We start from the raw sequence: 21524 nt of genomic DNA on the forward strand, positions 1-21524 counted from the left end.
GATTGCAGAGCGTGAGCGAGCCGGAATCCCTGAAGCCCAAGCGCGGCTTCGCCGAGAGCGTCGCCGGGGCCGCGCGCCGCGTTGCCGGGGCCGTGCGCGGCGCCGTCGAAGCGGTGCGGAACATCAACCGCGACCCGGAGCCCGAGCGGGTCGGCCAGCGCTGGGGGTTCGGCGCGTTCCTCCTGGTCGAGGCGATCTTCATCCTCAGCGCCGTGTTCATCACGGCGCTCGCCAAGCAGTTCGGCATCAGCCTGCTGGACTCGGTGCCGCTGGTGCTGGTCGGCTCGATCGTGCCGACGGTCCTCGCGGCCGGCGCCGCCATCGTGATCACCTACGTCAGGGGTAACGGTCCCAAGATCGACCTCCGCTTCAGCATGACCAAGGAGGACGTCGCGATCGGGCTGAAGCTCGGCGTCCTCGGCCTCGTCCTCACCTACGCCGCCGCCACGCTCTGGACGAAGGTCGTCGGCGAGGAGAACGCGACGAGCGCGGTCGGTGACCTGCTGTCCGGCTCGAACCTGCCGCTCGGCGCCGCGATCACGATGTTCCTCTACGTGAGCCTCATCGGGCCGATCTGCGAGGAGATCATCTACCGCGGCATGCTCTGGGGCGCCGTCGAACGCCAGGGCTGGAGCCGCTGGGCCGCGTTCTGGCTCACCACGGTGATCTTCGCGATCGGCCACTTCGAACCGCTGCGCACGTCGTTGCTGCTCGTGATCGCCATCCCGATCGGAATAGCCCGCCTGCTCACCCGCCGCCTGGGGGCGAGCATCGTGGCGCACGTGATGAACAACTTCCTGCCGGGGCTCACGCTCCTGCTCGTCTCCGTCGGGGTCATGTGATGGATCTGAACAGCGACCTCGGCGAGGGCTTCGGCATCTGGAAGCTCGGCGACGACACCGCCCTGCTGGGCCTCATCAGCAGCGCGAACGTCGCGTGCGGCTTCCACGCCGGTGATCCGTCGACCATGCGCAAGGTGTGCGAGGAGGCGGCGCGCAACGGCGTGCGGATCGGCGCCCAGGTGTCCTACCGCGACCTCGCCGGGTTCGGGCGCCGCTTCATCGACGCCGACCCGCTCGAACTGGCCGACGAGGTGCTCTACCAGATCGGTGCGCTCGACGCGTGCGCGCGAGCAGCGGGCACCGAGGTCGTGTACGTGAAACCGCACGGCGCGCTCTACAACGCGACGGTGCACCACGAGAAGCAGGCTGAAGCCGTGGTGAACGGCACCAAGGCGTTCAAGGACCTGCCGATCCTCGGCCTGCCGGGCTCCCAGTTGCTCGCGAAAGCCGCCGAAGCCGGGCTCAGGCCCGTCCAGGAGGCGTTCGCGGACCGCGGCTACACGCCGGAGGGCACGCTGGTCCCGCGCAGCCGGCCGGACGCCCTGCTGAGCAGCACGGACGAGGTCGTCGAACGGGCCAAGAGGCTCCTGGACGGCGAGATCGTCGCGGTCGACGGCACCGTGATCAAGACGCGCGCCGAGTCGTTGTGCGTGCACGGCGACACGCCCGGAGCGGTCGAACACGCCCGCGCGGTGCGCGAGGCGCTCGGCTCCGTGACGCCGTTCGCGTAGGCCCGATTCGGATCCACCGGCCGCCATCTGGCACAATTGCCCGCTGTCCGTCGTGGTCGGCCCCTCTGCCCGGGCCACGGCTGTGCGAACCATCAACACAGAGCTTTCGAGGAGTACCAGGCCAATGGCCGTCAAGATCAAGCTTCAGCGTCTCGGCAAGATCCGCCAGCCGTACTACCGCATCGTGGTCGCCGACGCGCGCACCCGTCGCAACGGCAAGGCCATCGAGACGATCGGCAAGTACCACCCGAAGGAAGAGCCGTCGTTCATCGCGGTCGACTCCGAGCGCGCGCAGTACTGGCTGGGTGTCGGCGCGCAGCCGACCGAGTCGGTCCAGCGCCTCCTCGAGATCACCGGTGACTGGCAGAAGTTCAAGGGCCTGCCGGGCACCGAGGGCACGCTGAAGGTCAAGGAGCCGAAGACTTCCAAGGCCGACCTGTTCGCCGCCGCCCTGGCCGCCGCGAACGAGGAGCCGATGACCGAGGCCACCACCCCGAAGGCGAAGAAGGCCAAGAAGGCCGACGAGGCCCCCAAGGCTGACGAGGCCACCAAGGACGAGGCGTGAGTTTGTTGGCTGACGCCCTCGAACACCTCGTTCGCGGCATCGTCGACCACCCGGACGACGTCCGGGTGAACCTCGTCACGACCCGCCGCGGCCGCACCCTCGAGGTCCACGTCCACCCGGACGACCTCGGCAAGGTGATCGGCCGTGGCGGTCGCACCGCGACGGCTCTGCGCACCGTGATGGCCGGCATCGGCGGTCGTGGTGTGCGGGTCGACGTCGTCGACACCGACCGCTGAACGAACTTCAAGGGCAAATGGACGTCGTTGTCGGCCGTGTGGCCAAGGCGCACGGGATCACCGGCGAACTCGCCGTTGACGTGCGCACTGATTCACCCGAACTGCGGTTCGCGCTCGGAGCCAAGCTCCAGGCCAAGCTGCGTGACGGCACGTCCCGAAGCCTCACCGTGTCAGCCGCCCGGCCTCATGCCGGGCGGCTGCTCGTGCGTTTCGCCGAGGTCGTCACCCGCGATGTCGCCGAGGCGTTGCGCGGCACGTTGCTGCTGGGCAGCACCGACGACCTCCCGCCGACCGACGACCCCGACGAGTTCTACGACCACGAGCTCGAAGGGCTCGCCGCGGAGCTGGTCGACGGCACGAAGATCGGCACGGTCAAGGAGATCCTGCACGGCCCCGGTGGCGAGCTGCTCGTGGTCATCCGCGACGGCGGGGAAGCGTTGATCCCGTTCGTGCGCGAGATCGTGCCCACTGTGGACGTTCGCGGCGGCCGTGTCGTGATCGACCCGCCCGAGGGTCTTCTCGATGCAGATTGACGTCGTCACGATCTTCCCCGAGTACCTCGCGCCGCTGCGCGCGGCGTTGCTCGGGAAGGCGATCGACAAGGGTCTGATCAGCGTCGGTGTGCACGACCTGCGGGACTGGACCCATGACGTGCACAAGGCCGTCGACGACAGCCCGTACGGCGGTGGGCCCGGCATGGTCATGAAGGCCGACATCTGGGGCCCCGCGCTCGATGACGTCTGCACGGACGAGACGCGTCTCATCGTGCCGACGCCGGCCGGTCGTCCGTTCACGCAAGCGCTCGCGCACGAGTACGCGAGCGAGTCGCACCTCGTCTTCGCGTGCGGGCGCTACGAGGGCATTGACCAGCGTGTGGTCGACGACGCCCGGCGGCGCGTTCGCGTCGACGAGGTGTCCATCGGGGATTACGTGCTGGTCGGCGGCGAGGTGGCCGTGCTCGCGATCGTGGAAGCGGTCGCGCGGCTGCTGCCGGGCGTGCTCGGCAACCCGAAGTCGCACGCGGAGGACTCGTTCCAGGACGGGCTGCTCGAAGGGCCGAGCTACACGCGGCCGCTCGTGTGGCGCGACCTGGCCGTTCCGGACGTGCTGCGCTCGGGCAACCACAGGCTCATCGACCGCTGGCGGCGTGACCAGTCACTCGCCCGCACCTTCGAACGGCGTCCCGACCTGCTGGAATCGTTGCCGGAGGACGCCTTCGACAAGCACGACCGGGCCCTGCTCGCACGCCTGCGCGAGGGTGGCGAGTAGCCCGATTTCATTCCGGAGTGCCTGGTCTGGCACACTGGAACAGTTGCCGCAGCCGGTGTCGTATCGGCGTGCGCACCAAGCCGACCCCCATCATGTCGTGCACAGCCATGGAACATGCTCTGGGGAGTTCACAGACACACGTGAGGACCACCGATGAACATCCTGGACGCACTTGACGCCCAGTCGCTGCGCTCCGACGTCCCGGCCTTCCGCGCCGGCGACACGCTGAAGGTCCACGTCCGCGTCATCGAGGGCTCGCGCGAGCGCGTCCAGGTGTTCCAGGGCGTCGTGATCCGTCGCCAGGGTGGCGGCATCCGCGAGACCTTCACCGTCCGCAAGGTCTCCTTCGGCGTCGGCGTCGAGCGCACCTTCCCGGTGCACTCCCCGAACATCTCCGAGATCGAGGTCGTCACCCGCGGTGACGTGCGTCGCGCCAAGCTGTACTACCTGCGCGACCTGCGCGGCAAGGCCGCCAAGATCAAGGAGAAGCGCGAGGCCCGTCCGGTCTCCTGATCGGTGGCTTCGAGCCCAGAAGACCCGGAGGACGCCTCCGCACCGGATGAACCGGAGCGGGGGCGTACTCCTGTGTGGAGGGAAGTCCTCTACGTCGTCCTGACGGCCGTCGTGCTGACGGTGCTGATCCAGGCGTTCGTGGCGCGGGTCTACGTGATCCCCTCGGCGTCGATGGAGAACACGCTGCACGGGTGCACCGGCTGCGAGAACGACCGCGTGCTCGTCGACAAGGTCACCTACAGGTTCGGCGACGTCGAGCCCGGCGAGGTGGTCGTGTTCCGCGGGCCCGAGGCGTGGACGACGGACTTCCGCAACCCGCCGTCGACGAACCCCGTCGCACGGTCGGTGCAGTACGTCGGTTCGTTGCTGGGCATCGCGCCCGCGAACGAGCGCGACTTCGTCAAGCGCGTGATCGCGCTTCCCGGTCAAACGGTGATGTGCTGCGACGAGCAGCACCGTGTCGTCGTGGACGGAAAACCGCTCGACGAGCCGTACGTGTACTGGCAGCCCGGCACCTCTCCCGCCGACCACGAGCCGTTCGCACCGATCCGCGTGCCGGAGGGGCGGTTGTTCGTGATGGGGGACAACCGGATGAACTCCACCGACTCGCGCAAACAGGGCGGCGGGGGCGTAGCGGGCACGGTGCCCCTCGAGAACGTCATCGGCAAAGCCCGGTACGTCATCTTCCCGAAAGATCGGTGGAGTGTTGTGTCCGACCACAACCCCCAGCCCCTAGGCTGATCTCGTGGTCGACGACGCTCCAGAGCAGAACCCGTCCGGTGACGAGCCGACTTCCGACGCTTCGGGTGAAACCGGGAAGAAGAAAAAGGGCAACTTCTGGAAGGAACTGCCCGTCCTCATCCTGGTCGCGTTCGGCCTCGCGATCGGCATCCAGGTCTTCCTGGGCCGCGTCTACATGATCCCGTCGGAGTCGATGGAGACGACGCTGCACGGGTGCACCGACTGCTACGGCGACCGGGTGCTCGTGGACAAGGTCACCTACCGCTTCACCGAGCCGGCGCCCGGCGACGTGATCGTCTTCCGCGGGCCGCCGTCGTGGCAGAACGACTTCGTCTCCGAGGAGCCGGGCAACCCGGTCTCGCAGGGGCTGTCGTGGCTCGGGTCGCTGGTCGGGCTGCCGTCGGCGAACGAGGAGGACTTCGTCAAGCGCGTGATCGCCGTCGGCGGGCAGACCGTGAAGTGCTGCGACGAGCAGAACCGCGTGACCGTGGACGGCAAGCCCCTCGACGAGCCGTACAAGCACTTCGACCAGGGCACGCCGGCCGAGCAGGAGTCGTTCGAGGAGCTCAAGATCCCGGACGGGATGCTGTTCGTGCTCGGCGACAACCGCAACCACTCGTGCGACTCGCGCTGCCAGGGCCAGGGCGGTCTCAACGGCCTCGTGCCGGTGGACGACGTGATCGGCAAGGCGCGCGTGATCGTGCTGCCCCCGTCGAGGTGGGGCGGGGTGTCGGACCACAACCCGCAGGCCGTGTCGATGGGTGCGCCGGGCTGGCAGGAGAACGTGCCGCTGGGTCTGGGTATCGTCGCCGCGTGGCCGCTTCTGCTGCTCGGACGTCGAGTGCGAGACCGATTCCGCCGATGACCATGCTGATGCCGCCTCGCGCGGTGGTGCGGGGCTCGTCGGGGAACTGGGCGCTGCAGAGCACCCTGGAGCGCCGGGGCCTGGGTCCCGTCGCCGGGGTCGACGAGGCGGGGCGCGGTCCGTGCGCCGGGCCGCTGGTGATCGCCGCGTGCGTCCTCCGGCCGGGTGACGCGTCGCGGTTCGAGGGCCTGAACGACTCGAAGCTGATGACGGCGTCGGCGCGCGACAGGATGTACGACCTGGTCCTGAAGCGCGCGGTGGACCACTCGGTGGTCGTCGTGCCGCCCGCGGACATCGACTGGCTGGGCATCCACGTCATGAACATCGAGGGCATGCGGCGCGCGGTGGCGCAGATGTCGACCCATCCCGGCTACGTCCTGACCGACGGGTTCAAGGTGCCGGGCATGCCCGCGCCGAACGTGGCAGTGCTCAAGGGCGACCAGGCCGCTGCGTGCGTGGCCGCGGCATCGGTGCTGGCCAAGGTCACGCGGGACCGGATCATGGCCGACCTGCACGAGCGCCATCCCGAGTACGGGTTCAACGTGCACAAGGGTTACTGCACGCCCGACCACACCGCTGCGTTGATGGAGCACGGGCCGTGTGCGGAGCACCGGTGGTCGTATGTAAATGTGGCAGCGGCGGCTGCCAAGCACGGTCTCGCCGCGCCGCACAGGGTGGCGCGCGCCACGACCGCGGCGGCCGTGGTCCAGAATGATGCAGCCCCGGCTGATGCCGGGGAGCTCGCGACGAGGGAGGGCGCGGAGCAGATGATGACCCGCGCGGAGGCGTAATGAGTGCAGAGGATCTCGAGAAGTACGAGACCGAGATGGAACTGTCGCTGTACAAGGAGTACCGCGACATAGTCAGCCAGTTCTCGTTCGTCGTGGAGACCGAACGGCGTTTCTACCTGGCCAACTCGGTGGACGTGCAGGTGCGCAACGCCGACGGCGAGGTGTACTTCGAGGTGCGCATGTCGGACGCGTGGGTGTGGGACATGTACCGGCCCGCGAGGTTCGTCAAGAACGTTCGTGTCATCACGTTCAAGGACGTGAACGTGGAGGAGCTGGACAAGCCGGACCTCCGACTGCCCGAGAGCGGTCCGTTCCCCACCTGAGGTCTTCCGCAGCACCGCCCTCGCGTCCCGGGTCGTACCGGGACGCGGGGGCGGTGCTGTTTTGTGCCGCGGATCGCCGTCCTCGGGCCAATAGCACACCCCACCGACAACTCCGCCCTTTCAAGATCCACAATGGCCGACCTGTCCACAGCCGCTGAGTTGTCCACAGATCCCCCTCAGCCCGGCCACCCACCCCGTTCCACCCGGCAAGGTCGAACCGACGACCCGCAGGGAGGCGAGGACAGTGGTGGCACAGGCACCGGCCGGGACCAGGCAGCAGGAGAGAGGCCGTCAGGGCGAGGACCTGGCGTGCAGGTACCTGGAGGAGCAGGGCCTGGTGGTCCTGTCGCGGAACTGGACGTGCCGCGACGGTGAGCTCGACATCGTGGCCGTGGAGGGCGACCGCCTGGTCGTCTGCGAGGTCAAGACGAGATCCGGTCCCGCGTGGGGACGCCCGGACGAGGCCGTGGACCAGAGCAAGCTCTCACGCCTGCGCCGAACAGCCCTGCGCTGGCTCGCGTCGCACGGCGTCGGCTGGTGCCACGTCCGCGTCGACCTGATCTCGGTCACGTGGCCCCCGTCCGGCGAAGCCCGCCTTCAGCACCTGCGGGGAGCCTGAGATGGGCCTCGCACAGGCGTGGTCGGTGGCGCTCTGCGGCGTCGACGGCCTGCCGGTGGAGATCGAGGCGGACGTGGGCGTGGGTCAGCCCCGCACGCACCTGCTCGGGCTGCCCGACGCGTCGCTGCACGAGTCGAAGGAGCGCGTGAAGGCCGCCGTCCGCAACAGCGAGGAGGAGTGGCCGAAGCAGCGCATCGTCCTGGGCCTGTCCCCGGCGAACCTGCCGAAGGGCGGCAGCAGCTACGACCTGGCCATCGCGTGCGCCACGCTGTCCGCCTCGGGCGCGATCCCGCCCGACCGCCTCGCCACCACCGTCCTGCTGGGCGAGCTGGCCCTGGACGGCCGCATCCGCCCGGTCCGCGGCGTCCTGCCCGCCCTGCTGGCGGCCCGCCGCGCGGGCCTCACGCAGGCCGTCGTCCCCGTCGCCACCCTGCCCGAGGCCGCCCTCGTGGACGGCGTGGAGATCCACGGCGCCCTCACCCTGACGGAGGTCCTGGCGTGGCTGCGCGGCGACGAGGTGACGCTGCAGAAGCCACCGCGGCCCGTCGACCCGCCGCTGCCGCAGGTTCCGGACCTGGCCGACGTGGTCGGCCAGCCGGAAGCCCGCTGGGCGCTGGAGGTGGCCGCGGCCGGCGCCCACCACCTCCTCCTGACGGGTCCACCGGGCACCGGCAAGACGATGCTCGCCGAACGCCTCCCGGGCCTGCTCCCACCCCTGACCCGCGAGGAGTCGCTGGCCGTCACGGCGGTGCACTCCGTGGCGGGCGTCCTCTCCTCCGACTACCCGCTGGTCGCCAGCCCACCGTTCGTCAACGTGCACCACACGACGTCGATAGCGGCCCTGATAGGCGGCGGAAGTGGATTGGCGAAGCCGGGCGCCGCCTCCCGGGCGCACAGGGGAGTGCTGTTCTTGGACGAGGCCTGCGAGTTCGGCCAGAAGACCATCGACACCCTCCGCACAGCGCTGGAAGAGGGCGAGGTCCGCATCCCGCGCCGTGACGGCATAGCCCGCTACCCGGCGCGCTTCCAGCTGATCCTCGCCACCAACCCGTGCCCGTGCGCCCCGCCGAAGGAGGTCGACTGCATCTGCACCAGCACGGTCCGCCGCCGCTACCAGTCCAAGCTCTCCGGCCCGCTGCTCGACCGAGTGGACCTCCGCGTCCGCATGAGAGCGACCACCGCCATGTCGAACGCCGACGCGGCCCCACCCGACTCGACGGCAACGGTCCGCGAACGTGTCCTCAAGGCCCGCTCCCGAGCCGCCACCCGCTGGTCGGCCCACGGCCACAACTGGCGGGCCAACGCCTTGGTCCCAGGCCCGGCACTCCGCCAGGAGTTCGCCCTCCCACGCGACACCACGGCGCTGCTGGACCGAGCCCTGGCCATCGGCGCCCTGACAGGCCGAGGCGCCGACAGGTGTCTGCGAGTCGCCTGGACCTTGGCCGACCTGGCCGAAGCCGACCGCCCCACCGCCGACCACGTGGCCGCCGCCCTCCAGTTCCGAGAACGCCGGGTCTGACGCCTCTCCGCTGGCCTCCGGCGCTCCTGCGACGACGCCAGGCCAGCACCCCGCGCCACCGTGGGCGGTCGTCCACAGGTACCGCCTGACAAACGGCGCTCGTGTCTGGCGGCCGACCGCCTGGCAGCGAGCCCAAGGGAGCCGCCCACCCGGAGCCGCCGGTCGCCAGCGGCGGCCCTTGTCACCCCGGCTGCCAGCGGACTCCAAGACAGCCGTCCACCCGAGCCGCCGGTCGCGGAGCTTCCCGCCCCGACTCCGCGTCCGGCCCCCGGTCGAGCGGGCGCTCGTCCACCCCGGCGAGCGCCCGCTCACCCACCAACCCCAGGGGCCACCCCACGCCACGGCCACCAACGCCCTGATCCCCGAGCCACGACCACCAACGCCCCGAGCCCGAGCCACGACCACCAACCCCTGACCCTCCCGAGCCGCCGGGCGCGGAGCCCCACTCCCACTCCGCGCCCGGCACCTGTCCCGCTCACCCGAGCCGCCGGAGGCGAGCTTCGAGCCTCTGCTCGTCTCCGGTCCCCAGGTGGGCCGTCCGCTCCTCCCCACCGGGCGGCCCACCACCCCAGCCCTCTTGCCAACTCCAGAGCCGCCGGTCGCGGAGCTTTCCGCCCCGACTCCGCGTCCGGCCCCGGTGGAGCAGGCGCTCGTCCACCCCTGCGAGCGCTCGCTCACCCACCAACCTCAGAGGTCCGACCCCCGGCACCGACGACCAACCCCTGACCCTCCCGAGCCGCCGGGCGCGGAGCCCCACTCCCACTCCGCGCCCGGCCCCGTCCAATCCAGACCAAGGAGTCCGACCATGTCCCCGCTTCTCGTCTGCGCGGCCACCTCGACCACCGCCCGAGCAGCCGCTGCTTTGCCCGAGCTTCTGCGGATGCCGTGCACGGTGCGAAGGCGCTCGTCGGGTGCCAGTCCGCCGTCGCCGTGGCGTTCGGAGCCCTGGCAGCGCTGGCTGCCCTGGTGGTGGTTCCGGTGAGCGCCGGGGCGACGGACGCCGTCCGGCTGGCGCGGGCGTACCTGTCACGGGTGGCGGAGCCGTATCCGGCGGCGCTGGCCGCGTTGGTGGCCGAGGTCGGGCCGGTTGAGGCCGCGGCGCTCGTCCGGGCTGGTGAGGTGTCGTCTTCGGTCGCCGGTCAGACGTCTGCTCGGCGGGCTGAGGAGCGGGCTGAGCAGGACCTCGCGCACGTCACCAGGTTGGGTGGGCGGCTGGTTGTTCCTGAGGACGAGGAGTGGCCGCGGTGGCCCTTCATCGCGTTGGAGGGGGTGTCGGCGCGGCGGTGTGGTGGTGAGCCGTTGGCGTTGTGGGTCCGTGGGGCGCACGACCTCGCCGAGGCGGTGGACAAGGCCGTGGCGATCGTCGGGTCGCGGGCTTCGACCGGGTACGGCGAGCACGTTGCCGGCGAGTTCGCGTTCGGGTTGGCGGCGGCGGGTGTGACGGTCGTGTCCGGGGCGGCGTACGGGATCGACGGTGCTGCTCACCGCGGTTCGCTCGCCGGTGGCGGGCTGACCGTCGCGGTGCTGGCGTGCGGGGTGGACTTCGCCTATCCCGCCGGGCACCAGGGGTTGCTCGCGAAGATCTCGCGGGATGGGGTGATCGTCAGCGAGTACCCGCCCGGTGTGATGCCTGCTCGGCACCGGTTCCTGACGCGCAACCGCCTCATCGCGGCGCTGGCCGGTGGCACGGTCGTCGTCGAGGCCGGGCGGCGCAGCGGGGCCAAGAACACCGCCGCGATCACGCTCGCGCTGGGGCGGCCGTTGATGGTGGTGCCGGGGCCGGTGACGTCGGCCAGTTCGATCGGGTGCCACGAGCTGTTGCGGGACGGGCAGGCGGTGTCGGTGAGCTCGGTGGCCGAGGTCGTCGAGTCGGTCGGGCGGTTCGGGGACGACCTCGCCACCGAGCCCGCGGAGAAGGAGAGCGAGCTCGGGGCGCCGCAGGGCGAGGCCATGCGGGTCTACGAGGCCCTCGGGAAGCGGTGCGGGGTCAGCGACGAGGTCGTGTCGGTCGAGTCCGGTGTGCCGTTGGAACGGGTGCGGGCGCTGCTGCCCGAGTTGGAGCTGGCCGGGCTGGCGCTGCAGGTCGACGGTGGCTGGCAGAAGCTGGAGGTGCGGTGCTGATCAGTCCGGGTCGGCCGGGCCTTCTTCGGGGTCGTTGTCGCGCAGCACCAGGGCGGCGACGACGGCGTCGGCGAGAGCCTCCGCCTTCTCCTTCTCCATGCCCAGCGAGAGAGCGCGTTCGAGGGCGGTCTTGCGCACCTCGGCCAGCTGGGGCGTGGTCAGGGGCGTGGACGGCAGCTCGAGCGGTTCGGCGGGCTTGCCGCGGAGTTTGCGCCACGCTTTGCGCGCGGCGTTCGTCGTGCCCTGCTGCACGGCCTTGCCGACGCTGTCGGACACGGCGGTGATCACGCTGCCGGACACCAGGGCGATCACCGGGGTCGCCATCGCGACGATGTCGCCCAGGCCGAAGCCCAGCGGGTCGTCGTGGGCCTGGCGGAGCCGGCGTTCGGCCTGCTGGGGGTTCTCCAGGTAGGGCGCGGCGACTATCTCGAACGAAGGCAGCTCCTCGGGCGCGATCTTGCGCACGACTCGGCGGGCGAGCTCGTCGACTGTTCGGACGGTGGTGCTGGCTACCATCGCTACTCCGAAAGGTGATCTGTACGTGCCACCAAACCCCTGGTCGTCACAGGGAGTTGAAACGTTATCGTGTTCCCGACCATGAGAGCGCTCTCATGCGGCTCGGGGGTGTGGCGATACTTGACCAAACGCCCCGACTGGCGCAGCGTCTTGGCCTATGTCCCCGCCGCCGCATGGTCGGACACGTCGTGTCGATCTCGTTCGCCTGCGCGAAAAACTGCCTGCGCACGTCGCGGAGGTGTTGCGGCAGTACGAACGCCACCTGGCATTGGAGCGTGATCTCTCGACGCACACAGTGCGCGCGTACGTGGGCGATGCGGTGGCTTTGCTGGGACACGTCGCCGGGAATATCCCGGAAAACGCCGATGTCGGGCACATAGACCTGACAAATCTGCGGTCATGGCTTGCGGCACAACGCACAACGGGTGCGAGCCGCACGACTCTCGCGCGCCGCGCTGCCGCTGCACGCGCGTTCACGGCGTGGGCGCACCGAACTGGGCATTTGGCGACGGATCCGGGACCTCGCCTCGCTGCTCCGCGGCCGCACCGGACGTTGCCGTCCGTGTTGCGACAGGACCAGGCGAAGGACGTGATGAGCGCCGTATCCTCTGGCGCGTCCCAAGGTGATCCGGTTGCGCTGCGTGATCAGGCCGTGGTGGAGTTGCTGTACGCCACCGGTATCCGCGTGGCCGAACTCTGTGGTCTTGATCTCGACGACGTGGACTACTCCCTAAGGGTGATTCGAGTTCTGGGCAAAGGTGGACGAGAGCGCAGCGCGCCGTTCGGCGTGCCGGCCGAGCGCGCGGTGCGGCGGTGGGTGGACGAGGGCAGGAACGCCCTGGTAGCACCGGATTCGCCGCCCGCCCTGTTCCTCGGTGCGCGCGGGGGCCGGCTGAACCAGCGGGCGGTCCGCGCTCTGGTGCACGAGGTCGTCGCCGAGGTGCCGGAAGCGCCGGACATCGGGCCGCACGGGTTGCGCCACTCCGCTGCGACCCATTTGCTGGAAGGAGGAGCGGACCTGCGCACCGTCCAAGAGCTGCTTGGTCACGCTACGCTCGCAACGACTCAGCTTTACACACACGTCACTGTCGAACGGCTGAAGGCGATCCATGACCGAACCCACCCCCGTTCCTGACGCCGCAGGGGGAGGATCGCGTACGGCGACCGTGCCCCCTGACCCCGTCCTGCCCGCACCAGCGTCGAAGCAGGCGAGCAACGGGCACCGTCAGAACGGCGCGCCACACAGCACCGAGGCGACCCCCGAGCCCGGTGCCGACACGCATGTCAACGGCACGCCCGCTGCCGTCCCGACCGGCGTGACGCGTACGGATGTCCGGTCCGGTGATGACGTCGAGGCCGGCATCGTCGCGCTGTGGCGCAGCTACGGCGAGTCCCGCGACCAGGGCCAGCGCGACCGCCTGGTGCTGCACTACGCGCCGCTGGTCAAGTACGTCGCCGGCCGCGTCGGCACGGGCCTGCCCGCCCACGTGGACGTCGCCGACCTGATCCAGTCCGGCATCTTCGGCCTGGTCGACGCGATCGAGAAGTTCGAGCCGGAACGCGGTCTCAAGTTCGAGACCTACGCCATGCAGCGCATCCGCGGCGCGATCCTCGACGACCTGCGCTCCCAGGACTGGGTGCCGCGGTCGGTCCGCAGCCGCGCCCGCGACGTCGAACGGGCCTTGGAACGCCTCGGCGCCAAGCTCCAGCGCACGCCGACCGACCGCGAGCTCGCCGCAGAGCTCAAGATCGGTCTGGCCGAGCTGCGCGAGCTGTACGGCCAGCTCCAGCTCACCAGCGTCGTCGCGCTCGACGAGCTGATCGCCCCGAACAAGGGCGGCTCCTCCCTCGCCGAGTCGCTGCCCGACGACGCCGCGGAAGACCCGGTCGCGAGCCTCGTCGACCAGGACAGCCGCCGCCAGCTGGCCGACGCGATCGCCCAGCTCGCGGAGCGCGACCGCGTGGTCGTGACCCTCTACTACTTCGAGAACCTGACCCTCGCCGAGATCGGCAAGGTCCTCGGCGTGACGGAGTCCAGGGTCTGCCAGCTGCACACCCGCGCCGTCCTGCGCCTGCGCACCAAGCTCAACGAGCAGTCCGAGGCCTGACGAAGGCTCATTCCACCCGCAGTCGGGCGCACCGCCCGAGCTGCCGGACGCGCGTACCGAGAAGTCGTGTGCGGCCCTGGAAGTGAGCTTTGAGCCTCCTTTCCGCCCCTCGCCGGGCTAATTCACTCGAACGGGTGGACTTCTTCTCGGTCTCAGCACGCCGCGTGCCCGCTCGGGCAGCAGGCGAACAGTCGAGCGCCGAGCTGAGCTGCTGGACTTCGGGCGCGCCGGTCGATTCCCGCGGTGGGCCGTCGAGTCGAGCTGCGGAAGACGGCGGCCAATCTGCGAGCCCGCAGAAAATGCATTCAGCGCTTGCGAACCTGTACCGGCAACGGCAATCGGGCAGGCGCCGAACAGGCCGGTCGTCATCGTCGGACCGCGATTCGGCGATCGGCTGGAAAGTCGAGCTGTCGCCCGCGGTAGGTGGACGAGCGGGAGCAGTGGGCAGGGGTCGAGCCTGCTCGCGGGCGCAGGCCGGGCAGTTCGCGCGGAGAACGGGCAGGGCCGTCGCGCGTCGACCTGGCCCGGGCGTCCGCGGACCTGGGCTAGGTGGGCCGGGAGGCGGCCGGAAGGTGAGCGGGGGCCGAGCCGGCTTGTAGGTGCAGGCCGGGCGATTCCGCCCGGAGAGCAGGCAGGGCCGCCGCGCGCGGCCGGGTTCGGACGTCTGCGGGCCAGGGTCAGGTGGGTCGGGGGCGGGCGGAAGGTGAGCGGGTGCCGAGCCGGCGGCTCGCGGGTGTAGGCCGGGCGGTTCAGTGCGGAGAGCGGGCAGGGCCGCCGTGTGCCGGCCGGGTTCGGACGTCTGCGGGCCAGGGTCAGGTGGGTCGGGGGCGGGCGGAAGGTGAGCGGGTGCCGAGCCGACGGCTTGCGGGTGCAGGCCGGGCAGTTTCGTGCGGAGAGCGGGCAGGGCCGCCGTGTGCCGGCCGGGCTCGGACGTCTGCGGGGCCAGCGCCAGGTGGGCCGGGAGGCGGCCGGAACGTGAGCGGGGCCGCCTCCCGGCACCTGGTGGGCGCCGCGGCGCGGGGACGGGTCGCGCCGCTGTCCGGCCGTCGGGGACGGCGGGAAGCGCCCTATCGGAGCGCCGCTCGCAAGCGCTGGGCTGCGCGGCGCGAGTCTCGTCCGGTCAGGGGCTCCTGGCCGGCGCGGATAGGGGCAGCAGGCGCACGTGCGGCGAGCTGACCAGGCGGAGCGGGTCGAGGTACTCGGTGCCCCGCCTGGCGCCCCAGTGCAGGCACGGCGTGGAGCAGTGGCCCTCCTGCAGATGACCGATCACCTGTCCCCGGCGCACCGGGCTCCCCGCCGCGACGGTCGGCGCCACCGGCTCGTACGTCGTGCGCAGGCCGCCGCGGTGCTGGAGCGACACCAACGTCCTGGTGGCCACCGGCCCGGCGAACACCACCACCCCGTCCGCCGCGGCCAGCACGCCGGTGCCGGCCGGAGCGGAGAGGTCCGCGCCCCGGTGGCCGGGGCCGAACGGGGTCGCCGGGGCCTCGAAGGCGCGCACCACGGGGTGCGGCGGGGGCAGCGGCCAGCCGAAGCGCGCCGGAGGCGGGGCCAGGAGCGTGGTGAGGACCAGGGCGGTGGGGAGGAGGGGCATGGGTCAACGGTCGGCTACGGGGCACACCGGGGACCAGCGGTGATCGGGGATCTGTGGATTACTCGCCGGTTGTGGACAACTGCCACCTGATCGACGGGGGCGATTCGAAGTTTGACGGGGGTGAGGAGTAGGCTTTCGGGCGCGTCCCGTCTGTGCGCGGGACGACTTCGCGTGCCAATGCAGATCCGACCGGCTGGTCCCAGCAGGGTCGAGTCACGACGTCCGACGGTCCTGAAGGTGCAGAGATGCTCCGAGGGTGCGGGCGGCGGCGTTCGGCACCAGGGCTGACGGCCTGCTGGCCTGAGGCGACAACCGGACCGACGCGCAAGGCCAGACCTGGCGCGTCCTACAGATGAGGTGCGAACCGGCCATGGCCGTCGTAACCATGAAGCAGCTGCTCGACAGCGGCGTGCACTTCGGGCACCAGACGCGGCGCTGGAACCCGAAGATGAAGCGCTACATCCTCACCGAGCGCAACGGCATCTACATCATCGACCTGCAGCAGACGCTGACCTACATCGACCGGGCTTACGAGTTCGTGAAGGAAACGGTCGCGCACGGCGGGTCGATCCTGTTCATCGGCACCAAGAAGCAGGCGCAGGAGGCCATCGCCAACGAGGCGCTCCGCGTCGGCATGCCCTACGTGAACCAGCGCTGGCTGGGCGGCATGCTCACCAACTTCTCGACGGTCCACAAGAGGCTCCAGCGCCTCAAGGAGCTCGAGTCGATGGAGCAGACCGGCGGTTTCCAGGGTTTCACCAAGAAGGAAATCCTGATGATGAACCGCGAGAAGGACAAGCTGGAGCGCACGCTCGGCGGTATCCGCGACATGTCCAAGGTGCCCAGCGCCGTGTGGATCGTGGACACCAAGAAGGAGCACATCGCGGTCGGTGAGGCTCGCAAGCTGAACATCCCGATCGTCGCGATCCTCGACACGAACTGCGACCCGGACGAGGTCGAGTTCCCGATCCCGGGCAACGACGACGCGATCCGCTCCGCCGCACTGCTGACCAAGGTCGTGGCCGAGGCCGCCGCCGCCGGTCTCATGCAGCGCTCCGGTGGTCGCCGCGACGCCGCCGAGGGCCAGGACAAGCCCGCTGCCGACGAGCCGCTGGCCGAGTGGGAGCAGGAGCTCCTGACCAGCTCCACGGCCACCGAGGCTCCGGCCGAGGCGGCTCCGGCCGAGGCGGCTCCTGCCGAGGAAGCTCCGGCCGAGCAGCCCGTCCAGTCCTGATCTCCCCCACGAGGTGCCCGCGACCAGCGGGCACCTCGTGACCCAAGCGCGTACATCGCAGAAGGAACACGATGGCGAACTACACCACCGCGGACGTCAAGAAGCTCCGCGAGCTGACCGCCGCCGGCATGATGGACTGCAAGAAGGCGCTGGACGAGGCTGACGGCGACTTCGAGAAGGCCGTCGAGATCCTGCGCATCAAGGGCGCCAAGGACGTCGGCAAGCGCGCCGAGCGCACCACGTCCAACGGCCTCGTCGCCGTCAAGGACGGCGCGATGGTCGAGCTGCGTTGCGAGACGGACTTCGTCGCCAAGAACGCCGACTTCATCGCCCTGGCCGACGACATCGTCGCGATCGCCAAGGCCAACAAGGTCGCGGACGTCGAGGCCCTCAAGGCCGTCGAGGTCGACGGCAAGACCGTCGACGCGCTGGTCCAGGAGTTCTCCGCGAAGATCGGCGAGAAGCTCGAGCTGGCCAAGGCCGTCGACTTCGACGGCACGGTCTCGACCTACCTGCACAAGCGTGCCGCGGACCTGCCGCCGGCCGTCGGCGTGCTCGTCGAGTACACCGGTGACAACGCCGAGGTCGCCAAGGGTGCCGCGATGCAGATCGCCGCGATGCGCCCGAAGTTCGTCACCCGTGACGAGGTGCCGGAGGAGCTCGTCGCCAACGAGCGCCGCATCGCCGAGGAGACCGCTCGCGAGGAGGGCAAGCCCGAGGGCGCGCTCCCCAAGATCGTCGAGGGTCGCGTCAACGGCTTCTTCAAGGACGTCGTGCTCCTCGAGCAGGCTTCCGTGACGGACAGCAAGAAGACGGTCAAGGCTCTCCTGGACGAGGCCGGCGTGACGGTGACCCGTTTCGCTCGGTTCGAGGTCGGCCAGAGCTGATTCGCATGAGGGCGGGGTTGCAGGTACCAGCGACCCCGCCCTTGGCGTGTCTACAGAAGTTCCCGGGGTCAAAGGAGAGGGACCTGTGAGCGAAGAAGGTAGCCACGGCTACAGCCGGGTGATGCTCAAACTCGGTGGCGAGATGTTCGGCGGTGGTGGCGTCGGCGTCGATCCCGACGTCGTCCAGACAGTCGCCAAGCAGATCGCGGCCGTCCACAAGTCCGGCGTGCAGGTGGCCGTCGTGATCGGTGGTGGCAACTTCTTCCGCGGGTCCGAGCTCCAGCAGCGCGGCATGGACCGGTCGCGCGCCGACTACATGGGCATGCTCGGCACGGTCATGAACTGCCTGGCACTGCAGGACTTCCTCGAGCGCGAGCACGGCATCGACACCCGCGTGCAGACCTCCATCCAGATGACGCAGGTCGCCGAGTCCTACATCCCCCGCCGCGCGATGCGCCACCTCGACAAGGGCCGCGTCGTGATCTTCGGTGGCGGCGCGGGTCTGCCGTACTTCTCCACCGACACCACCGCCGCCCAGCGCGCGCTGGAGATCGGCTGCGAGATCGTCCTGATGGCCAAGGCCGTCGACGGCGTCTACACGGCCGACCCCAAGATCGACCCCGACGCGCTGATGTTCGACAACATCACCCACCGCGAGGTGCTGGAGCGAGGCCTCAACGTCGCCGATGCCACGGCCTTCAGCCTCTGCATGGACAACAACATGCCGATCCTCGTCTTCAACCTCCTCACCGAGGGGAACATCGCGCGCGCGGTGCGTGGTGAGAAGATCGGCACCCTGGTCAGCACCCCCGGTGGCCGTCCGGCCTTCTAGACCTGGTGGGATCTCTCCAGGACCGGGAATTGGGCACGAACACGCAGAGCAAGGAGCAGTCGTGATCGACGAGACCCTCCTCGACGCCGAGGAGAAGATGGAAAAGGCGGTTTCGGTCGCGAAGGAGAACCTCTCCTCCGTTCGAACCGGTCGTGCGACTCCCTCGATGTTCAACCGCATCAACATCGACTACTACGGCTCGATGACGCCGCTCAACCAGATGGCCAGCATCACGGTCCCCGAGGCGCGCATGGCGGTCGTGAAGCCGTACGACGCGAGCCAGCTCAACGCCATCGAGAAGGCGATCCGGGACTCCGACCTGGGCGTCAACCCGAGCAACGACGGCAGCATCATCCGCATCGTCATCCCGCAGCTCTCCGAGGAGCGCCGCCGGGACATGGTGAAGGTCGCCAAGCAGAAGGGCGAGGACGCGCGCGTCTCCGTCCGCGGTGTCCGCCGCAAGGCGAAGGAAGAGATCGACCGGCTCGTCAAGGACGGCGAGGTCGGCGAGGACGACGGCGCCCGCGGTGAGAAGGAGCTCGACGCTCTCACCCACAAGTACGTCGCGCAGGTCGACGAGCTCGTGAAGCACAAGGAAGCCGAGCTTCTCGAAGTCTGATCCCCCTGATGGTTCGCCCGGCCGAGTCGCCGAAGGCGTGATTGCCCTGGCCGGGCGGAGGTCGTGATGGGAGCACAGGTGGCAGGCGGTCCCGCGGACGCGCCCGCGTCGAAGCCGTCGCGCGCGGGACGTGACCTGCGGGCGGCGATCCTGGTCGGCGTGGGCCTCGGCGCGGTGATCATCACGTCGTTGCTGACGGTGAAGGAGACCTTCATCGCCATCGTCGCGGCCGCCGTGGCGGTGTCGACGTGGGAGATCGCCACCGCTTTCAAGAAGGCGGGCATCAACGTCGCCTTCTGGCCGGCGTTGATCGGCGGCCAGGCGATCCTCTGGCTGTCCTGGCCGCTGGAGCGCGCCGGCATGATGACCGCGTTCGTGGTCACCGTGCTGGTGTGCATGATCTGGCGGTTCCGGGGCGGCTCGGACGGCTACCTGCGCGACCTCAGCGCGTCGGTGTTCACCGTCGCGTACGTGCCGTTGTTCGCGGCGTTCGCGGCCATGCTCGTCGTGCCCGACGACGGCGTGGGCCGCGTCTTCGCGTTCATCGTCGGTGTCGTGCTGTCCGACGTCGGCGGGTACGCGGCCGGCGTCTTCCTGGGCAAGCACCCGATGGCGCCGACGATCAGCCCCAAGAAGTCCTGGGAGGGCTTCGCGGGCTCGCTGACCGCCGGTGTGGTCGGTGGCGCGGTCACGGTGTCCACGCTGCTCGACGGCCAGTGGTGGCAGGGCGCGCTGTTCGGTGCCGCGCTCGTCGTCACGGCCACCGCGGGCGACCTGGTCGAGTCGCTGATCAAGCGCGACCTCGGCATCAAGGACATGGGCACGCTGCTGCCCGGCCACGGCGGGCTGATGGACCGGATGGACTCGCTCCTGCCGTCCGCCGTCGCCTCCTGGCTGCTGCTGCACCTGTTCGTGCCGTGAGCCCCGGTCAGTCGTCGAACGGGTCGTCCACCTCGGTGCGCGGCTCGGCCTCGATCACGCGGGACGGGTCGATCACCGAGAAGGCCGTTCCCGCGTGGTCCTCGACCACCGTGATGCGCCCGAACGGGGTGTCGTAGGGCTCGACGGTCACCCGGCCGCCGAGCTCGAGCACGCGGTACGCCACCGAGTCGATGCCGATCTCCGGCGCCGCGTTGAAGTAGACCATCCAGTGGGAGCGCTCTCCGTAGGGGAACTCGCGCCCCATCTTCTGCCGCCCGATGACCTCCGTGCCCTCGACGGACCAGGAGGCGTAGTCCAGGCGCTGGCCGTCGCCGATCTGGGTGATGTCGTAGTTGCACAGCTCGCCGAAGAACTCGTCCGCCGCGACGCCGTCGCGGGTGTTCAGCTCGGCCCACGCGTACGAGCCGTGGCCTCCCATGCCGAACCGCCAGTCCGGCGGCACGTGGCGGAAGCCGACGACGGCGCCGGTGGGGTCGGCGATCACGGTGCTCTGCGTGTGGTCGGCGGCGTCCTCGGTGTTGCGCAGCACGGACCCGCCGAGGTGGAAGGCCTTCTCGGCGGTGGCACGCGCATGCGGTGTGACCAGGTACAACCGCCACCCTTCCGGATCACCCTGGGGTAAGCCCGCGACGGGGATGCCGTCGACCATCGCGACGGTGTAGCCGGCGTCGTCGGCGTAGTGCCAGCCGAAGAGGCCGGTGTAGAACTCGATCGCACTCTTGAGGTCGTCGACGGTTCTCTCGACCCAGCACGGACTTCCGGAGAGCAACGGCGCGAGCTTGGGCGTGTTGGGCGCGATGGACACAGCCGCCTCCTGCAGGGGAAAGAGATGTCAACACGCTACGCCGTGATCGGGCGAATTCGTACGGTCGCCGGGAAATGGAGGCCCTACAGTGGCTTCGTGAGGGGATTCGTGCGGGCGGCGCTGAACGCGGTGCGTCCGGCAGACGTCGTGCCCAGCCCGAACATCTGGCACTGGCCGGACGTCTACGAGGTCGAGAACCGCGCGCAGGACGTCCACGGTGCGATTTGGACGGCGATAAGCGAAGAATGTCCGTTTGACGGCAGGGACGTCGTGGACGTCGGCTGCGGTGACGGGTTCCACCTGCCGCTGTTCGCGCGCACCGCGAAGTCCGTCACGGGCGTCGAACCGCACCCGCCGCTGGTCGTGCGGGCCAGGCAGCGGGTGGCCTCGCTGCCGAACGCCCGCGTCGTTTCCGGCCCGGCGCAAGGGCTCCCGCTCGACGACGCGTCCGCTGACCTGGTGCACGCCCGCACCGCCTACTTCTTCGGGCCGGGGTGCGAGCCGGGGATGCGGGAGGCTGACCGGGTGCTGAGGCCCGGCGGCGCGCTGGTGGTCGTCGACCTCGACGGGCTGGCCGACCCGTACGGGCCCTGGTTGCTCGCCGACGAGCCGCGCTACGACCCCGTGGTGGTCGAGAAGTTCTTCGCGGACAACGGGTTTTCGTTGCGGCGGGTCGTGGCGGAGTGGCGGTTCGAGAGCCGCGAGGACCTGGAGGCCGTGCTGCGCATCGAGTTCTCGGCGAAGGTGGCCGAGCGGGCGATCGCCTCGGTGAGCGGGGTGAGCTTCCCGGTCGGGTACCGGGTGCACGTGCGGCGCAAGCCGAAGGGTCTGATCGTGTGATCGGGACTAGGC

At 70.0% G+C, this 21524-nt stretch carries 25 protein-coding genes; 22 read left to right on the forward strand and 3 right to left on the reverse strand.

Translation table 11 applies throughout. The features are described 5' to 3' along the window. Positions 1–11: 11 nt before the first annotated feature. From V1227_RS35395 to dprA, 14 genes are all read left to right on the forward strand, one after another. On the forward strand, positions 12–842 hold the full coding sequence (locus V1227_RS35395) for a CPBP family intramembrane glutamic endopeptidase (protein ID WP_329789529.1): 831 nt from the start codon (positions 12–14) through the stop codon (positions 840–842). Further along, on the forward strand, positions 842–1573 hold the full coding sequence (locus V1227_RS35400; protein WP_329789530.1) for a LamB/YcsF family protein: 732 nt from the start codon (positions 842–844) through the stop codon (positions 1571–1573). Before V1227_RS35395 ends, V1227_RS35400 begins: the two co-directional genes overlap by 1 nt. Before the next feature lie 124 nt (positions 1574–1697). Further along, positions 1698–2138, forward strand: a complete 441-nt coding sequence (gene rpsP / locus V1227_RS35405) for a 30S ribosomal protein S16 (protein WP_236225201.1) — start codon at positions 1698–1700, stop codon at positions 2136–2138. Next, a complete protein-coding gene (locus tag V1227_RS35410) occupies positions 2135–2374 on the forward strand; it encodes an RNA-binding protein (RefSeq protein ID WP_030468017.1) in 240 nt (79 codons plus the stop codon). The genes rpsP and V1227_RS35410 overlap by 4 nt, the downstream gene beginning before the upstream one ends. Before the next feature lie 17 nt (positions 2375–2391). Then, the gene (gene rimM / locus V1227_RS35415) at positions 2392–2907 is read left to right on the forward strand and encodes a ribosome maturation factor RimM (protein ID WP_329789531.1); all 516 of its coding nucleotides are present in this window, start codon (positions 2392–2394) and stop codon (positions 2905–2907) included. Continuing rightward, positions 2897–3643, forward strand: coding sequence for a tRNA (guanosine(37)-N1)-methyltransferase TrmD (trmD, locus tag V1227_RS35420; RefSeq protein ID WP_329789532.1), 747 nt, complete (start codon positions 2897–2899; stop codon positions 3641–3643). The genes rimM and trmD overlap by 11 nt, the downstream gene beginning before the upstream one ends. 153 nt (positions 3644–3796) lie before the next feature. Further along, complete coding sequence (gene rplS, locus V1227_RS35425; protein WP_090095457.1) at positions 3797–4156, forward strand: 50S ribosomal protein L19; 360 nt, start codon at positions 3797–3799, stop codon at positions 4154–4156. A gap of 72 nt (positions 4157–4228) precedes the next feature. Beyond that, a complete protein-coding gene (gene lepB, locus V1227_RS35430) occupies positions 4229–4897 on the forward strand; it encodes a signal peptidase I (RefSeq protein WP_442916404.1) in 669 nt (222 codons plus the stop codon). 4 nt (positions 4898–4901) lie between these two features. After that, positions 4902–5762, forward strand: coding sequence for a signal peptidase I (gene lepB / locus V1227_RS35435; protein ID WP_329789533.1), 861 nt, complete (start codon positions 4902–4904; stop codon positions 5760–5762). Beyond that, entirely contained in the window at positions 5759–6553 is a 795-nt protein-coding gene (locus V1227_RS35440) for a ribonuclease HII (RefSeq protein ID WP_236225205.1), read from the forward strand. The genes lepB (V1227_RS35435) and V1227_RS35440 overlap by 4 nt, the downstream gene beginning before the upstream one ends. After that, a complete protein-coding gene (locus V1227_RS35445) occupies positions 6553–6876 on the forward strand; it encodes a DUF2469 domain-containing protein (RefSeq protein WP_030468024.1) in 324 nt (107 codons plus the stop codon). The genes V1227_RS35440 and V1227_RS35445 overlap by 1 nt, the downstream gene beginning before the upstream one ends. A gap of 247 nt (positions 6877–7123) precedes the next feature. Then, entirely contained in the window at positions 7124–7495 is a 372-nt protein-coding gene (locus V1227_RS35450; protein ID WP_329789534.1) for a YraN family protein, read from the forward strand. 1 nt (position 7496) lies between these two features. After that, positions 7497–9014 carry a YifB family Mg chelatase-like AAA ATPase gene (locus tag V1227_RS35455; protein WP_329789535.1) on the forward strand — a complete coding sequence of 506 codons (1518 nt, stop codon included), beginning with the start codon at positions 7497–7499 and terminating at the stop codon, positions 9012–9014. A 963-nt stretch (positions 9015–9977) separates the two neighbouring features. After that, entirely contained in the window at positions 9978–11135 is a 1158-nt protein-coding gene (gene dprA, locus V1227_RS35460) for a DNA-processing protein DprA (protein WP_329794188.1), read from the forward strand. Here dprA and V1227_RS35465 read toward each other — a convergent pair whose 3' ends face one another. Then, entirely contained in the window at positions 11136–11651 is a 516-nt protein-coding gene (locus tag V1227_RS35465; protein WP_329789536.1) for a hypothetical protein, read from the reverse strand. 157 nt (positions 11652–11808) lie between these two features. Here V1227_RS35465 and V1227_RS35470 point away from each other — a divergent pair, with 157 nt between their 5' ends. Further along, positions 11809–12786 carry a tyrosine recombinase XerC gene (locus tag V1227_RS35470; protein WP_329789537.1) on the forward strand — a complete coding sequence of 326 codons (978 nt, stop codon included), beginning with the start codon at positions 11809–11811 and terminating at the stop codon, positions 12784–12786. Further along, complete coding sequence (locus V1227_RS35475) at positions 12761–13759, forward strand: FliA/WhiG family RNA polymerase sigma factor (protein WP_329789538.1); 999 nt, start codon at positions 12761–12763, stop codon at positions 13757–13759. Before V1227_RS35470 ends, V1227_RS35475 begins: the two co-directional genes overlap by 26 nt. Before the next feature lie 1120 nt (positions 13760–14879). Here V1227_RS35475 and V1227_RS35480 read toward each other — a convergent pair. Beyond that, positions 14880–15353 (reverse strand): M23 family metallopeptidase, encoded by a 474-nt coding sequence (locus V1227_RS35480; RefSeq protein WP_329789539.1) that lies wholly within the window; start codon positions 15351–15353, stop codon positions 14880–14882. Positions 15354–15723: 370 nt separating this feature from the next. On the opposite strand from V1227_RS35480, the gene rpsB reads away from it, so the two are divergent. The 5 genes from rpsB (at position 15724) to V1227_RS35505 (ending at position 19846) form a co-directional block, all read left to right on the forward strand. Continuing rightward, positions 15724–16587, forward strand: a complete 864-nt coding sequence (gene rpsB, locus V1227_RS35485; protein WP_236225212.1) for a 30S ribosomal protein S2 — start codon at positions 15724–15726, stop codon at positions 16585–16587. A 71-nt stretch (positions 16588–16658) separates the two neighbouring features. Then, entirely contained in the window at positions 16659–17474 is an 816-nt protein-coding gene (gene tsf / locus V1227_RS35490) for a translation elongation factor Ts (protein ID WP_090095469.1), read from the forward strand. A gap of 121 nt (positions 17475–17595) precedes the next feature. Then, a complete protein-coding gene (gene pyrH, locus V1227_RS35495) occupies positions 17596–18306 on the forward strand; it encodes a UMP kinase (RefSeq protein ID WP_090096004.1) in 711 nt (236 codons plus the stop codon). 61 nt (positions 18307–18367) lie between these two features. Further along, positions 18368–18925 (forward strand): ribosome recycling factor, encoded by a 558-nt coding sequence (frr, locus tag V1227_RS35500; RefSeq protein WP_329789540.1) that lies wholly within the window; start codon positions 18368–18370, stop codon positions 18923–18925. Positions 18926–18991: 66 nt separating this feature from the next. Further along, the gene (locus tag V1227_RS35505; protein ID WP_329789541.1) at positions 18992–19846 is read left to right on the forward strand and encodes a phosphatidate cytidylyltransferase; all 855 of its coding nucleotides are present in this window, start codon (positions 18992–18994) and stop codon (positions 19844–19846) included. Positions 19847–19853: 7 nt separating this feature from the next. On the opposite strand, the gene V1227_RS35510 is transcribed toward V1227_RS35505, so the two are convergent. Beyond that, positions 19854–20672, reverse strand: coding sequence for a VOC family protein (locus V1227_RS35510; protein WP_329789542.1), 819 nt, complete (start codon positions 20670–20672; stop codon positions 19854–19856). A 96-nt stretch (positions 20673–20768) separates the two neighbouring features. Between V1227_RS35510 and V1227_RS35515 the strand changes: the two genes are divergently transcribed. Further along, positions 20769–21512, forward strand: a complete 744-nt coding sequence (locus V1227_RS35515) for a class I SAM-dependent methyltransferase (RefSeq protein WP_329789543.1) — start codon at positions 20769–20771, stop codon at positions 21510–21512. Positions 21513–21524: the final 12 nt, after the last annotated feature.

It is taken from the genome of Lentzea sp. DG1S-22 (genome assembly GCF_036321065.1).
Lineage (GTDB): Bacteria > Actinomycetota > Actinomycetes > Mycobacteriales > Pseudonocardiaceae > Lentzea > Lentzea jiangxiensis.